Annotated in this window: 15 protein-coding genes; 9 read left to right on the forward strand and 6 right to left on the reverse strand. The window is 69.8% G+C overall.

The features are described 5' to 3' along the window. Window positions 1–9 precede the first annotated feature (9 nt). The 3 genes from WD026_RS13990 to WD026_RS14000 all read right to left on the reverse strand — a co-directional run bounded on the left by WD026_RS13990 (window position 10) and on the right by WD026_RS14000 (window position 2,094). Window positions 10–438, reverse strand: coding sequence for an organic hydroperoxide resistance protein (locus tag WD026_RS13990; protein ID WP_425724273.1), 429 nt, complete (start codon window positions 436–438; stop codon window positions 10–12). A 59-nt stretch (window positions 439–497) separates the two neighbouring features. Next, on the reverse strand, window positions 498–980 hold the full coding sequence (locus WD026_RS13995) for a MarR family winged helix-turn-helix transcriptional regulator (protein ID WP_425724274.1): 483 nt from the start codon (window positions 978–980) through the stop codon (window positions 498–500). Window positions 981–1,059: 79 nt separating this feature from the next. Beyond that, entirely contained in the window at window positions 1,060–2,094 is a 1,035-nt protein-coding gene (locus WD026_RS14000; protein WP_425724275.1) for a serine/threonine protein kinase, read from the reverse strand. A 38-nt stretch (window positions 2,095–2,132) separates the two neighbouring features. Here WD026_RS14000 and WD026_RS14005 point away from each other — a divergent pair, with 38 nt between their 5' ends. The 4 genes from WD026_RS14005 (at window position 2,133) to WD026_RS14020 (ending at window position 5,914) form a co-directional block, all read left to right on the forward strand. Further along, window positions 2,133–3,041, forward strand: coding sequence for a class I SAM-dependent methyltransferase (locus tag WD026_RS14005; RefSeq protein WP_425724276.1), 909 nt, complete (start codon window positions 2,133–2,135; stop codon window positions 3,039–3,041). A 133-nt stretch (window positions 3,042–3,174) separates the two neighbouring features. Next, entirely contained in the window at window positions 3,175–4,359 is a 1,185-nt protein-coding gene (locus tag WD026_RS14010; protein WP_425724277.1) for a cation:proton antiporter, read from the forward strand. Between the two features lie 3 nt (window positions 4,360–4,362). After that, the gene (locus tag WD026_RS14015; protein WP_425724278.1) at window positions 4,363–5,496 is read left to right on the forward strand and encodes a YbdK family carboxylate-amine ligase; all 1,134 of its coding nucleotides are present in this window, start codon (window positions 4,363–4,365) and stop codon (window positions 5,494–5,496) included. A gap of 160 nt (window positions 5,497–5,656) precedes the next feature. Next, window positions 5,657–5,914: a hypothetical protein gene (locus tag WD026_RS14020; RefSeq protein WP_425724279.1), complete on the forward strand. Its 258-nt coding sequence runs from the start codon at window positions 5,657–5,659 to the stop codon at window positions 5,912–5,914. Between the two features lie 10 nt (window positions 5,915–5,924). On the opposite strand, the gene WD026_RS14025 is transcribed toward WD026_RS14020, so the two are convergent. Together WD026_RS14025 and WD026_RS14030 are read right to left on the reverse strand one after the other, a co-directional pair. Then, complete coding sequence (locus WD026_RS14025; RefSeq protein ID WP_425724280.1) at window positions 5,925–6,761, reverse strand: ABC transporter permease; 837 nt, start codon at window positions 6,759–6,761, stop codon at window positions 5,925–5,927. Continuing rightward, window positions 6,758–7,693 carry an ATP-binding cassette domain-containing protein gene (locus WD026_RS14030; RefSeq protein ID WP_425724281.1) on the reverse strand — a complete coding sequence of 312 codons (936 nt, stop codon included), beginning with the start codon at window positions 7,691–7,693 and terminating at the stop codon, window positions 6,758–6,760. The genes WD026_RS14025 and WD026_RS14030 overlap by 4 nt, the downstream gene beginning before the upstream one ends. Window positions 7,694–7,750: 57 nt before the next feature. Between WD026_RS14030 and asd the strand changes: the two genes are divergently transcribed. The 5 genes from asd (at window position 7,751) to WD026_RS14055 (ending at window position 11,897) form a co-directional block, all read left to right on the forward strand. Beyond that, entirely contained in the window at window positions 7,751–8,620 is an 870-nt protein-coding gene (gene asd, locus WD026_RS14035; protein ID WP_425724282.1) for an archaetidylserine decarboxylase, read from the forward strand. Between the two features lie 37 nt (window positions 8,621–8,657). Further along, the gene (gene purT, locus WD026_RS14040) at window positions 8,658–9,860 is read left to right on the forward strand and encodes a formate-dependent phosphoribosylglycinamide formyltransferase (protein ID WP_425724283.1); all 1,203 of its coding nucleotides are present in this window, start codon (window positions 8,658–8,660) and stop codon (window positions 9,858–9,860) included. A gap of 133 nt (window positions 9,861–9,993) precedes the next feature. Then, window positions 9,994–10,536 (forward strand): DUF3455 domain-containing protein, encoded by a 543-nt coding sequence (locus WD026_RS14045; RefSeq protein WP_425724284.1) that lies wholly within the window; start codon window positions 9,994–9,996, stop codon window positions 10,534–10,536. A gap of 78 nt (window positions 10,537–10,614) precedes the next feature. Beyond that, the gene (locus WD026_RS14050; RefSeq protein WP_425724285.1) at window positions 10,615–11,181 is read left to right on the forward strand and encodes a sigma-70 family RNA polymerase sigma factor; all 567 of its coding nucleotides are present in this window, start codon (window positions 10,615–10,617) and stop codon (window positions 11,179–11,181) included. Continuing rightward, complete coding sequence (locus tag WD026_RS14055) at window positions 11,178–11,897, forward strand: anti-sigma factor (protein WP_425724286.1); 720 nt, start codon at window positions 11,178–11,180, stop codon at window positions 11,895–11,897. The genes WD026_RS14050 and WD026_RS14055 overlap by 4 nt, the downstream gene beginning before the upstream one ends. A gap of 9 nt (window positions 11,898–11,906) precedes the next feature. Here WD026_RS14055 and WD026_RS14060 read toward each other — a convergent pair whose 3' ends face one another. Further along, window positions 11,907–14,183: a molybdopterin cofactor-binding domain-containing protein gene (locus tag WD026_RS14060; protein WP_425724287.1), complete on the reverse strand. Its 2,277-nt coding sequence runs from the start codon at window positions 14,181–14,183 to the stop codon at window positions 11,907–11,909. Between the last annotated feature and the right edge of the window lie 10 nt (window positions 14,184–14,193).

Genomic DNA, 14,193 nt, shown 5'->3' on the forward strand with positions numbered 1-14,193 from the left:
AAGCCCTGATCAGGCGATGTTCAGCGTCACCGGGATGTTGCCCCGGGTGGCGTTGGAGTAGGGGCAGACCTGGTGCGCGGTGTCCACCAGATCCTGGGCCACGGCACGGTCCATGCCCGGCAGGCTGATGGTCATGCGCACCGCGATGCCGAAGCCCTGCGGGATGGGGCCGATGTCGACCTCGGCGGTGATGGTGGCATCGGCCGGCACGGCGATCTTCTTCATGCCGGCCACATGCTTCATGGCCCCCATGAAACAGGCGGAGTAGCCGGACGCGAACAGCTGCTCCGGGTTGGTGGCGTTGCCGGCGCCGCCCATGGCCTTGGGCGGGCTGAGCTTGACGTCGAGCAGGCCGTCGTCGCTGCGCGAGGTGCCTTCCCGGCCGCCGGTGGTGGTGGCGCGGGCGGTGTAGATGACTTTGTCGAGCTGGGTGGGCATGGGCTTCTCCTGGTGGGTGCCTGCGGACAGGCGGGGGTTGAATCGGTGGGTGGGGCCGGTCAGCCGGCTGGCGCGCTCAGGGCCTTTTGCAGCCGGTTGCGCAGCGACTGGATCTCGCGGGTGAGGGCCAGCACCTCGTCCACGCTGCACTGGCTGGCGTCGAGCACGCAGCCCGGCACGGCGGTGGCCTGGCGGCGCAGGGCCCGGCCGGCATCGGTGAGGTGCACCAGCACCCGGCGCTCGTCCTGCGCATCGCGTTCGCGCTGCACCAGGCCGGCCGACTCCAGCCGCTTGAGCAGCGGGGTGACGGTGCCCGAATCCAGGAACAGGCGTTCGCCCAGTTCGCTCACCGTCAGGCCGTCGTCCTCCCACAGGGCCAGCATGGCCAGGTACTGCGGATAGGTCAGGCCCAGCGGCTCCAGCAGGGGCTTGTAGAGCTTGGTCATGGCCAGCGACGAGGAATACAGCGCAAAGCACAGCTGGTGGTCCAGGCGCAGGGCGTCGGCGGATGTACGAGCGGTGGATCGGTGAGCGGCGGGCATGGGCTGGATTATGACGAACAATTCAATTGTGTGCAACTGAATCAACGCAACGGAACGGCGGCCGGAACATCTCCGACCCTCAGACGTTCAGGGGCGGCTCCTGCATGGCCTCGATCTGTTCCACCAGCATGTCCACCTGGCCCTGCCAGTAATCGCGGCTGCCGAACCAGGGGAAGTTGATGGGAAAGGCCGGGTCGTCCCAGCGGCGGGCGATCCAGGCGCTGTAGTGGATCAGGCGCAGGGTGCGCAGCGGCTCGATCAGGGCCAGCTCGCGCCGGTCGAAGGGGCAGAACTGTTCGTAGCCCTCCAGCAGGGCCGAGAGCTGGTGCGTCTGCTGGCGCCGGTCGCCGCTGAGCAGCATCCACAGGTCCTGCACCGCCGGGCCGCTGCGGGCGTCGTCCAGATCCACGAAGTGCGGTCCCGCACCCGGCTCGCCCTCGGGTGTCCACAGCACATTGCCCGGATGGCAGTCGCCGTGCAGCCGCACGGTGGCCAGGGCAGGCGCGTCACCGGTGGCGGGGCGCAGCACAGCGTGGCCCTCGATGATCTGCAGGGCTTCGCCCAGCGCCTGCGACCAGGCGGTGCGCACCTCGGGTGCCACCGCATCGTGCTGCAGCAGCCAGTCGCGGGGCTCATGGGCGAAGGTGGCGGCATTCAAGGCCGGGCGGTACACGAAGGGCCGCGCCGCGCCCACGGTGTGGATGCGGGCCAGAAAGCGGCCGATCCATTCCAGCACCTCGAAGTCGTCCAGCTCGGGCCGGCGGCCGCCGCGCCGTGGACTGACCGAAAAATGGAAGTCGCCGTGGCGGTGCAGCGTGGCGCCCTGCAGTGACAGCGGTGGCACCACCGGCACCTCGGCCTCGGTCAGCTCCTGCGCAAAGCCGTGCTCCTCCAGCAGTTGCGCTTCGGTCCAACGCTCGGGCCGGTAGAACTTGACCACCACCTGACGGTGGCCCTGCACCGGTTCGTCCAGGTGGGCCTGGTACACCCGGTTCTCGAAGCTGTTGAGGCTCTGCAGCCGGCCATCGGGCTGCAGGCCCACGGCCCACAGCGCGTCCATGACGGCATCGGGCGTGAGGGCGTTGTACGGGTGATCGGGGGTTGCGCGGTCCATGGCGGATTGTCGCCGGGGGCGTGGGCTACCATCGCCCGATGCCCCGCCGAGACCGATCCAGCACCCGCCCCTCCACGCCTGCCTCGCCCGCCGCATCGCCCGAAGCGCAGCTGCGCCAGCAGCTGCCGGAGCTGCGGCCGGGCCAGTCCATCGGCCTGTTGCAGGAGTTGCACATCCTCACGCGCGACGGCCGCCTCAACCAGGACACCCGCCGCAAGCTCAAGCAGGTCTACCACCTGGTGCAGTTCATCGAACCGCTGCTGCAGCAGGTGCACGCCGCCCAGGGCCGCGTGACCATGGCCGACTTCGGGGCCGGCAAGTCCTACCTCGGCTTCATCCTGTACGACCTGGTGCTGCAGGCGCTGCCCGATGCGCGGGTGATCGGTGTGGAGGTGCGCGCCGAGCTGGTGGAACGTTCGCGGGCGCTGGCACAGCGCCTGGGATTCGAGCGCATGGACTTCGTGGCCACCACGGTGCAGGAGGCTTTTGCCCACCCCGACCTGCCCGAGCGCATCGATGTGGTCACCGCGCTGCACGCCTGCGACACTGCCACCGACGATGCGATTGCCTTCGGCCTGGCGCGGCACGCGCAGGCCATGGTGCTGGTGCCCTGCTGTCAGGCCGAGGTGGCGGCCACCATGCGGCAGAACAAGGCGCTGAACCTGCGGCGCACCGCCCTGGCCGAGCTGTGGCGCCACCCGCTGCACACGCGCGAGTTCGGCAGCCAGATCACCAACGTGCTGCGCTGCCTGCAGCTCGAAGCCCATGGCTTCGAAGTGACGGTGACCGAACTCGTGGGCTGGGAACATTCCATGAAGAACGAACTCATCCTGGCACGTAGAATGACCGACGACCGAGCCGGCGGCCGCGAACGCGCCCGCCAGCGGTTGCTGCAGGTGCTCGACGAGTTCGGCCTGCAAGCCCTCCAGGGCCGTTTCGCGGCCTGAACGCGCGGTGGCCCCAGCGGCCGCCTGTCTGTCGAATCGCCGGCTCCCACAGGGGCCGACCCGCCCCGTGATCCATGCCTCGGCCTTGCCGGGACGGCATGGCCCGCGAGGCACTCACAGGAGCCCCGCCGTGGTGACCAACATCGCCTTTCTTCTGCAATCGATTGCCTGGCCGCTGGTGCTGCTGGCCGCCTGGTTCCTGGGCGAGCTGGCGCACGAGCGCTGGCGCATCCCCCGGGTGAGCACCTATGTGGCGGTGGGTCTGCTGGGGGGGCTGGTGAACCTGCCGGGCCTGACCACCGACATCCAGGGCCTGCCGTTCCTGGCCAACGTGGCGCTGTCCCTGGTGCTGTTCGAGCTGGGCTACCGCATCAACCTGCGCTGGTTCCGCCACAACCCCTGGGTGCTGGCGCTCGGTGTGGTGGAGTCGGTCATCACCTTCGGTGCCATCTACTTCGTCACCGGCTTCTTTGCCCTGCCGGAAGACCAGCGCCTGATCATCGCGGCGCTGTCGGTGTCGGCCTCGCCGGCCGGTGTGGTGCGCGTGGCCAACGAGCTGCGCAGCGCAGGCCAGGTGACCGAGCGGGTGCTGCACCTGTGTGCCATCAACTGCTTCATGGCGGTGGCCGCGCTCAAGCTGGTGATCGGCTACTGGTACCTCAGCACCTCGGGCGACCTGGTGCTGGCGGCCTTCGGCAGCATCCATGTGCTGGTCACCTCGGTGGCGGTGGGTGGCCTGCTGGGTGTGGCGGTGCCCTGGCTGCTGCGGCTGCGCAGCACGCCCGAGCGCGGCGTGACGGTGGTGTTTGCGCTGTCGGTGCTGCTGCTCACCACGGCGGCCTTCGGCTTCCGGCTCTCGCCGCTGCTGGCGGCGCTGAGCTTCGGCATCGTGGCGCGCGAGCGCCGGGTGCACCTGACCAATGCCCAGCGCGACTTCGGCACCGCCGGCGACCTGCTCTCGGTGTTCCTGTTCGTCTACATCGCCTCGCTGCTGGAATGGGCCACGGTGGGCACCGGCATGCTGCTGGGCCTGGTGCTGATCGGCGTGCGGGGCGCCTCCAAGGTGGTGTGCAACGTGGCGGCCGCGCGCCTGTCCGGCATCACCGAGCGCAAGGGGCTGCTGACCGGGCTGGCGCTCACGCCCATGTCCGCCTTTGCCATCCTGCTGCTGGACCAGTCGCGCCTGTACGGCTTCGAGCCGGCGGTGCAGGTGCTGGCCGCCATTGCCGCCATGATGCTGCTGCAGGAGCTGCTGGGTCCGGTGGTGACCCAGCGCGCCCTGATGGCGGCCCAGGAAACCCACGTGACCAAGGAGTGACGCATGCCGCTGGAAACCTTCAAGGCCTCCGATTCGCTGACCCTGGGCGTGGAGCTGGAACTGCAGCTGGTCAACAGCTACGACTACGACCTCTCCAGCAGCGCCAACGACCTGCTCGAACTGCTGCGCCGCAAGCCTTTCCCGGGCACGGTCACGCCCGAGATGACGCAGAGCATGATCGAGATCGCCACCGACGTGCAGCGCGAGCACGGCCCGCTGCTGGCCCAGCTGCAGGCGATCCGCGACACGCTGGAGCAGGCCGGTGACCGCCTCAACATCGAGCTGGCCGGTGGCGGCACGCACCCGTTCCAGCGCTGGTTCGAGCAGCGCATCTTCTCCAAGCCGCGCTTCCAGGAGCTCTCGGGCCTGTACGGGTACCTGGCCAAGCAGTTCACCGTGTTCGGCCAGCATGTGCACGTGGGCTGCAGCTCGCCGGACGAGGCGCTGTTCCTGCTGCATTCGCTCAACCGCTATGTGCCGCACTTCATTGCGCTCTCGGCCTCGTCGCCGTTCTCGCAGGGGGTGGACACGCTGTTCGACTCGGCCCGCCTGAACTCGGTGTTTGCCTTCCCGCTCTCCGGCCGTGCGCCCTTCGTGCTGAAGTGGGACGAGTTCGCCAACGTGTACTTCACCAAGATGGAGAGCACCGGCGTGGTGAAGTCCATGAAGGACTTCTACTGGGACATCCGGCCCAAGCCGGAGTACGGGACCATCGAGCTGCGCGTGTGCGACACGCCGCTCACGGTGGAGCGTGCGGCCGCGCTGGCCTGCTACCTGCAGGCCCTGTGCCGGCACCTGCTGGAGCGCAACGAGCCGCCGCCGGAAGAAGACGATTACCTCGTCTACACCTACAACCGTTTCCAGGCCTGCCGCTTCGGCCTGGACGGGATGATGGTCAACCCCAAGACGCGCGAGCAGATCAGCATCCGCGAGGACGTGCTGGCCACGCTGCGCAAGATCGCGCCGCACGCGCAGAGCCTGGGGTCGATGGCCGCCATCGACGAGATCGAGCGCACCGCGGCGCGGGCCGGCAACCACGCCAGCTTCCTGCGCCAGCGCTACCAGCAGAGCGGCAGCGTGCAGTCGGTGGTGCGTTCGGCGGTGGAGGCCCTGCGGCACGGTGCCGGCCTGTCGTGACGGACGTCACGCCGGGTGTGTAGGCGGACCGGAAGGGTTGTCAGGCAACTTCCTACACGGTGAATGGCAAGGCGCCGACTTAACCGTTTGAAACAGGCTCGATACAGTTTGTTTCATCGACAACGGACTTGTCACCATGCCAAACACACCGGAACACGCCATGAAATCCACCGCCACCCGCCTCAATCCCTTCGTGCTCATGCTCGACCCGGAAACCGTCATCAGCGCCATGGAGTCCAGCGTGGACCTGCGCCAGCTGCGCGGCCGGATCTGCCGCCCGCTGGACAAGCCGCTGATCCCCAAGCTGTTCGACAGCGCCCGCGACTTCGACGCCCAGATCGACAGCGAAGCCTTCATGGACAGCGGCATCGAGCTCTACGCCGACGCCCAGCCCGCCGTCCAGCAGCGCATGCACTGAGCCCGGCGGCTCAGCGGGCGAAGCGTCTGCGGGTCAGCGCCAGCGCGATCCAGAACGCCAGCACCGCATAGCCGACCAGCACCGCCAGGTGCAGCCAGGGGCGATCGGGCCACTGGTTCATGAACAGGGGCCGCACCAGGTCCACCGCATGCGACAGCGGCAGCCACTGGGCGATCCACTGTACGAAACCCGGCAGCTGTTCCCGGGGAAAGAAGACGCCGGAGAGGAACATCATCGGCGTCAGGAACAGCGTGAAGTAGTAGGTGAAGAAGTCATAGCCCTTGGCCAGGGCATTGAACACCAGGGCAATGCACGAAAACGTGATGCCCACCAGCCACAGCACCGGCCAGGCCAGCAGCAACAGCGGCGAGTGCGAGATGCCGAGCGCGAGCATCACGCCCAGGATGGCGGTCACGGTGAACAGCGACTTGAAGGATGCCCACAGCATCTCGGCCAGCACCACATCGTCCAGCGCCACCGGCGCATTCATGATGCCGTCCCAGGTCTTCTGCACATGCATGCGCGAGAAGGCCGAGTACAGCGCCTCGAAGGTGGCCGCGTTCATGGCGCTCATGCAGATGCTGCCGCTGGCCAGGAACAGGATGTAGGGCACGGCGGTGCTGCCCTGCGGCGTGGCGATCTGAACCTCGCCCACCAGGGCGCCCATGCCGTAGCCGAAGGCCACCAGCCACATCAGCGGCTCGGCGATGTTGCCCACCAGGCTGGGCACGGCCAGCTTGCGCCACACCAGCAGGTTGCGCTGGAACACCGGCCACCAGCGCAAGGACAGGCGAGGGCGGGACCAGTGGGACGGCGTGTTCGGCGGGTTCAGGGTGCGGGTGTTCATGCGTCTTCCCGGATCTGGCGGCCGGTGAGCTTGAGGAAAAGGTCTTCCAGGTTGGCCGGACGGTGCAGGGTGCGCAGCGCCGGGTGAGCGCCCAGGGCCTGCAGCAGCGGGGCGGCCTGCTGGGTGTAGAAGAACACGGTCTCGCCGCTCACCTCCACCCGGGCGGCCAGGGCACGCAGCGCGGCATGGGCATCGCCCTGGGCCAGATCCAGCGCACCGGGGCCGTACACCTCCACCACGTCGGGCTCCAGGTGCTGCGCAATGAGTTCGCGCGGCCGGCCCTCGGCGATCTTGCGGCCATGGTCCAGCACCAGCAGGCGGCTGCACAGGCGCTCGGCCTCGTCCATGAAGTGGGTGGTCAGCAGGATGCTCTTGCCCTGCTGCAACAGCAGCTGCAGGCGTTCCCACATCAGGTGGCGGGCCTGCGGGTCCAGGCCGGTGGTGGGTTCGTCCAGCAACAGGAGCTGCGGGTCGTTGACCAGGGCGCGGGCCAGCGACAGGCGCCGCTTCATGCCGCCGGACAGTTCACCCGGCTTGGCGCCGGCCTTGTGCGAGAGGGCGGCAAACTCCAGCAGCTGCGGCACGCGGGCGCGGATGTCGCGGTCCTTCAGGCCGAAGTAGCGGCCGTACACCAGCAGGTTCTCGGCGCAGCTGAAGTCCGGGTCCAGCGTGTCCATCTGGCTGACCACGCCCAGCCGGGCCTTGATGGCCAGGGCGTCGCGCGGCATGTCCAGGCCGAAGGCGTCGATGCGGCCGCCGTCGGGTGCGGTCTGGCCCAGGCACATGCGGATGGTGGTGGTCTTGCCGGCGCCGTTCGGGCCGATCACGCCCAGGCATTCGCCGGGCTGGATGTCGAAACTCAGGTCGTTCACCACCGTGGCGTCGCCGTAGCGCTTGACCAGGTGCTGGACCGAAAACAGGGGTTGGGGCATGCCGGGATTGTGCCCCGCCACCCTCCCCCGTACGGGGTGCCACCTACAATGCGCCCCGTGTCCACACCCCTATCCGTCACCCTGCAGCACTGGCTGCCCCAGCGCGCCCTGACCGAACTGGCCGGGCGCATCGCCCGTGCCCAGGCCGGCGGCATCACCCACGCCATGATCCGCCGCTTCGTGCGGCGTTATCAGGTCAACATGACTGAGGCGGCCAACCCGGACATCACGTCCTATGCCAGCTTCAACGATTTCTTCACCCGCGCCCTCAAGCCCGGTGCCCGGCCGCTGGCCGATGCCGCCTTCGTGTGCCCGGTGGACGGCGCCATCAGCCAGTTCGGGCCGATCGCGGGCGACCAGATCTTCCAGGCCAAGGGCCACCTCTACAGCACCCGCGCCCTGGTGGGCGGTGACGCCGAACTGGCCGCACCCTTCGACAACGGGTCGTTCGCCACCATCTACCTCAGCCCGCGCGACTACCACCGCATCCACATGCCGGCCGCCGGGCGCCTGCGCCGCATGATCCATGTGCCGGGCGACCTGTATTCGGTCAACCCGGCCACCGCGCGCGGCGTGCCTGGCCTGTTCGCCCGCAACGAGCGGGTGGTCTGCGTGTTCGACATGCCGCACCAGGGCGGCACCGTGCCCTTCGTGCTGGTGCTGGTGGGTGCCACCATCGTCGGCAGCATGGCCACCACCTGGCACGGCGTGGTCAACTCGCCGCGCCCCGGTGCCGTGCGCGAATGGCGCTACGACGACCAGGACATCCGCTTCGACCGGGGTGACGAAATGGGCCGCTTCCTGCTCGGCTCCACGGTGGTCATGCTCTGGCCGCACGACGTGATCGCCTTCAACCCGCACTGGGCGCCCGGCGCGCCGGTGCGCCTGGGCGAGGCCATGGGCCAGACCAGCGGCCACACGGTCTGACCCTCCGACTGTTTCCAACGCCTTCAAGGATTCCGCCATGACCACGCTCGGCACGCCCCTGTCTCCCTCCGCCACCAAGGTGATGCTGCTCGGCTCCGGCGAGCTGGGCAAGGAAGTGCTGATCGCGCTGCAGCGCCTGGGCGTGGAGACGATTGCAGTCGACCGCTACGAGAACGCGCCGGGCCAGCAGGTGGCGCACCGGGCCCACACCATCGTCATGAGCGACCCGGCCCAGCTCAAGGCCCTGATCGAGGCCGAGCGCCCGCACCTGGTGGTGCCCGAGATCGAGGCCATTGCCACCCCGGCCCTGCAGGAGCTCGAAGCCGCTGGCGTGGTCACGGTCATCCCCACCGCCCGCGCCGCCCGCCTCACCATGGACCGCGAAGGCATTCGCCGCCTGGCCGCCGAGACCCTGGGCCTGCCGACCAGCCCGTACAAATTCTGCGACTCGCTGGCCGAGCTGCAGGCCGCCATCGACAGCGGCATCGGTTACCCCTGCATCGTCAAGCCGGTCATGAGCAGCTCGGGCAAGGGCCAGAGCAAGATCGACGGCCCGGCCGACGTGCAGAAGGCCTGGGACTACGCCATGGCCGGTGGCCGCGTGAGCCACGGCCGTGTCATTGTTGAAGGTTTCATCGACTTCGACTACGAGATCACCCAGCTCACCGTGCGCGCCAAGGGGGCCGACGGCCGCATCGAAACCCATTTCTGCGACCCCATCGGCCATGTGCAGGTGAGCGGCGACTATGTGGAGAGCTGGCAGCCGCATCCCATGACACCGGCTGCGCTGCAGAAAAGCCGCGACATCGCCCGCGCCGTCACCGAGAACCTGGGCGGCCAGGGCCTGTTCGGCGTGGAGCTGTTCGTCAAGGGCGATCAGGTCTGGTTCAGCGAGGTCAGCCCGCGCCCGCACGACACCGGCATGGTGACCCTGATCACCCAGTGGCAGAACGAGTTCGAGCTGCACGCCCGCGCCATCCTGGGCCTGCCGGTGAACACCGCGCTCAAGAGCCCGGGAGCCAGTGCCGTGATCTATGGCGGCATGGACGCCACCGGCATCGTGTTCGACGGGGTGGACGAAGCCCTGCGCGAGCCCAACACCGACATCCGCCTGTTCGGCAAGCCCGAGAGCTTTGCCAAGCGCCGCATGGGCGTGGCCCTGGCCTTCGATGCCGACGTGGAGCAGGCCCGTGTGGTGGCCAAGCGGGCGGCGGCCAAGGTGCGTCCGCGCCGGGCTTGAACGACCCAGAAACATTTTTTTGCATCCGGAGTGCCTCCGGCTGCATCCATCCGGCCTCCTGGCGGGTAGTAGGAGCAGTGGCGCTGATCTTTGCGCCGCTGCCATCCCACCCGAACCTCACAGGAGTTCCACGATGTTCTTCAAGTCCGCTCTGGCCGTTGCCGCCGCCCTGTCCCTGGCCGCCTGCGCCACCCAGGCCCCCGCTCCGATGTTCTCGCAGGCCAGCCTGCCCGACGCCGTGAAGGTGCCGGCCGGCCACAAGGTCGTTCTGGAAACCGTGGGCGTGGGCGACATCACCTACGAGTGCCGCGACAAGAAGGACGCCGCCGGCCAGACCGAGTGGGTGTTCGTCGGCCCCGACGCCAAGCTGCTGGACCGCAGCGGCAAGCAGATCGGCAAGTACTACGGCCCGCCCGCCACCTGGGAAAGCGCCGATGGCTCCAAGGTGACCGGCGCCCAGCTGGCCATCGCCCCGGGCGGCACCGGCAACATTCCGCTGCAGCTGGTCAAGGCCAACCCGGCCACCGGCATGGGCGCCATGACCGGCATCACCTACATCCAGCGCGTGGCCACCGCCGGCGGCGTGGCTCCGGCCGCACCCTGCACCCCGGCCACCAAGGGCCAGAAGCAGGTCGTGCAGTACAAGTCCGACTACATCTTCTACAAGGCCATGTGATGACTGGCGGCGGTCGTCATGGGCTCGGTTAACATGAGCGCCGCCGGGGTACTGCCCGGTGTGTTCCTCCACCGCTCCGTGACCTCAAGACCGCCGCAGCCCTGTGACCACAACGCCGACCTGGCCGCCTGCGCACGCGGTGACCAGGCGGCCTTGCACCGGCTCTACCAGCAGGAGAGCCGGTTCCTGCTGGGCGTGGCCCTGCGCATCGTGCGCGACCGCGCCCTGGCCGAAGACGTGCTGCACGATGCCTTCGTGTCCATCTGGACCAAGGCCGGCAGCTTCGACCCCGCCCGGGGCGACGGCCGCGGCTGGATGTGCAGCATCGTGCGCCACGGCGCCCTGGACCTGATGCGATCGCGTCAGCGCCATGTGGACGTGGACGACGACACCCTCGAACAACTGCAGGACGCCGAAGCCGGCGCTGCCCCCGACATGACGGATGCCTTCGCCCTGCGCGCCTCGCTGGGTCGCCTGGACGAATGCCTGGCCCGCCTGGACGTGGCCAAACGCAACTGCGTGCTGTTCGCCTACCTGGACGGCTGCACGCATGTGGAGATCGCGGAACGCCTGCAGGCCCCGCTGGGTTCGGTGAAGGCCTGGATCCGGCGCGGCGTGGCCTCGCTCAAGGAGTGCCTGGCATGAGCACCCCCATGACGCCCGAAGCCCTGCAGCAGCTCGCGGCCGACTATGTGCTGGGCACCCTGAGTGCCAGCCGCCGGGCCGAGGTGCAGCAGCGCCTGCCGCACGACGCCGCGCTGCGCGACGCGGTGCAGTTCTGGGAGCAGCGCCTGCAACCCCTCACCAAGCTGGTGGAGCCGGTGCAGCCTTCGCCCGCGCTGTGGTCGCGCATCGAGGCCAGCGTGGCGCCGCGCCGCGCCGCCGTGCCCGCCGACCCGCCGGCCCGGGGCTGGCGTGCCCTGTGGAACAACCTGGCGCTGTGGCGCGGTGTGGCGGCGGCCGGTGTGGCGGCGGCTGCGTTCCTGGCCGCCGTGCCCATGAACACCGCGGCGCCCCGCAACCAGTTTCTGGTGGTGCTGGTGGCGCCCAACAACACCGCCCCGGGCTGGGTGGTGCAGACCAGCGGCAAGCGCACGCTCAAGCTCCAGCCGCTGGCCAGCACCGAGGTGCCGCAGGAGCGTTCGCTGCAGTTCTGGACCAAGGCCGACGGCTGGACCGCGCCGCTCTCGCTGGGCCTGGTGCAGCCGGGGCAGCCGCTGGAAGTGCCGCTGGACCAGCTGCCGCCGCTGCAGCCCAACCAGCTGTTCGAGATCACGCTGGAGCCCTACAACGGCTCGCCCACCGGCAAGCCCACCGGCCCCATCCTCTACATCGGGCGCTCGGTCAAGCTCAACACCTGAGGCCGGCCCTCAGGCCAGGCGCAGCGGCAGGCTGCGCAGCCGCTGCCCGGTGAGCGCGAACAGCGCATTGGCCACGGCCGGCGCCAGCGGCGGCAGACCCGGTTCGCCCACGCCCTCGGGCGCATGGTGGCTGGGGATGACCAGCACCTCCACCACCGGCATGTCGGGCAGGCGCAGCACCGGCTGCTCGTGAAAGTTGCCCGGCTGCACCTGGCCCTTGCGCACGTCCACCTGGCCGTACAGGGCGGCGCTCAGGCCGAAGACGATGGCGCTTTCCATCTGCTGCTTCACGCCGGCCGGGTTGACCGCAAAGCCGCAGTCGATGGCACACACCACGCGGTGCACCCGGATGCTGCGGTCCGGCCCCAGCGACACCTCGGCCACCTGGGCCACGGTCGAGCCGAACGAGCGGTGCAGGGCCAGGCCCCGCGCCACCGGCGCACCATCGGGCGCAGCGGGCGTCGGCGTGCCCCAGCCGGCGGCCCGGGCAGCGGTCTGCAGCACCTCGCGCTCGCGCGGATGGTCCTGCAGCAGCGATTCGCGCAGGGCCAGCGGGTCGGTGCCGGCGGCGTGGGCCACTTCGTCCAGAAAACATTCCTTGAAGAAGGCCTGGTGCGAATGCCCCACGGCGCGCCAGAAACCCACCGGCAGCGGCAGGTCGGCGTTCACATGGGCGATGCGGGTGGCCGGCCATTCGTAGGGCTGGTCGAAGGCGCCCTCGGACGTGGTCTTGTCCGGCCCGCCGCCGGGCAGGCCGAACACGCGTTGCAGCACCTGCGGCACGATGGCCTGGCCGGCGCTGGTGTTTTTCCAGGCCACGAGCTTGCCCGAGGCATCGAGCCCGGCGGTGAAGCGGGCCACGCAGGCCGGGCGGTAGAAGTCGTGCCGCATGTCCTGCTCGCGGGTCCAGAGGGTGCGCACCGGGCGGCCCGGCACCGCCTTGGCCACGGCGGCGGCCTGGGCCACGAAGTCCACATCCAGCCGGCGGCCGAAGCCGCCGCCCAGCAGGGTCACATGCACCGTGACGGCCTCGCTGTCCAGCCCGAGCGCCTGCGCGGCCACGCGGCGGGCCAGACCGGGCACCTGGGTGGGCGCCCACACCGTGGCGCTGCGGCCATCGGCGGCCAGCTGCACGGTGCAGTTCATGGGTTCGAGCGTGCTGTGGGCCAGCCAGGGTGCGCGGTACTCGGCCTCGATGCGCCGGGTGGCACCGGCCAGGGCGGCGTCCACATCGCCCTCGCGGTGGAAGGCAAAACCGTCGTCCTGGTCGAGCAGCGTCGAGAGACCGGCGAGTGCGGCGTCGCTGTCGAAAGTGGCCAGCGGCCCGTGGTCCCACTGCACCTGCAGGGCCTCGGCCGCCTGACGGGCCTGCCACCAGTGGCTGGCCACCACCGCCATGCCGCCGCTGCCGCCGGCCATGGGGTCCAGCCGCACCACCGCCTGCACGCCGGGCAGGGCGCGGGCCGGGGCTTCGTCGCAGGCCTGCACCCGGCCCAGCCGGGTGGGGCAGAACTGGATGGCGGCATGCAGCAGGCCGGGCGGCTGCACATCGATGCCGAAGCGGGCGCTGCCGTCGGTCTTGGCGGCGGCGTCCAGGCGGGGCGTGGGCTTGCCGATCAGGCGGAACTGCTCGGGTGTCTTCAGGCGCGGGCGGCTGGGCACCGAGCGGGTGGCGGCCTCGGCGGCCAGGGCGCCATAACGCAGCGTGCGGCCGTCCGGGGCCACCACGGTGCCGACCTGGGCGCGGCAGTCGGCAGGGGCCACACCCCAGCGTGCGGCGGCGGTTTCCAACAGCATCTGGCGCGCAGCCGCACCGGCCTGGCGCATGGGCAGCCACAGGTCCTTCACGCTGGAGGAGCCGCCGGTCATCATCACGCCGATCTCGCGCATGGTCTTGGCGGTGAGCCAGCGGGCGGCATCGACCAGCACGCCGGCGGCCTCGGGGTGGAAGGGCAGGCCGTCGACCACCGTGGCCAGGTTGTTGTAGATGCCGTCGATGGGCGAGGCCTCCACCCGCACCTGCGCCCAGTCGGCGTCCAGCTCGTCGGCCAGCAGCAGGGCCAGCGAGGTGCTCACGCCCTGGCCCATCTCGCTGCGCGCCAGCACCACGGTGATGCGGTCGTCCTCACCCACCTTCACCCAGCCGTTGAAGGCGTGTTCGCCCTGGGCAGCGGGCAGGGGCGTGGCGGTCTGCTGGCGCTGGCGCGGCGGCAGGGCGCTCCAGCCCAGCACCAGCGCACCGCTGGCGGCGAGGGTTCCCAGAATGAAGCGGCGGCGGGTGGTCATGGGGTGTGTC

This window comes from Hydrogenophaga sp. R2 (assembly GCF_049843595.1).
Taxonomy (GTDB): domain Bacteria; phylum Pseudomonadota; class Gammaproteobacteria; order Burkholderiales; family Burkholderiaceae_C; genus Hydrogenophaga.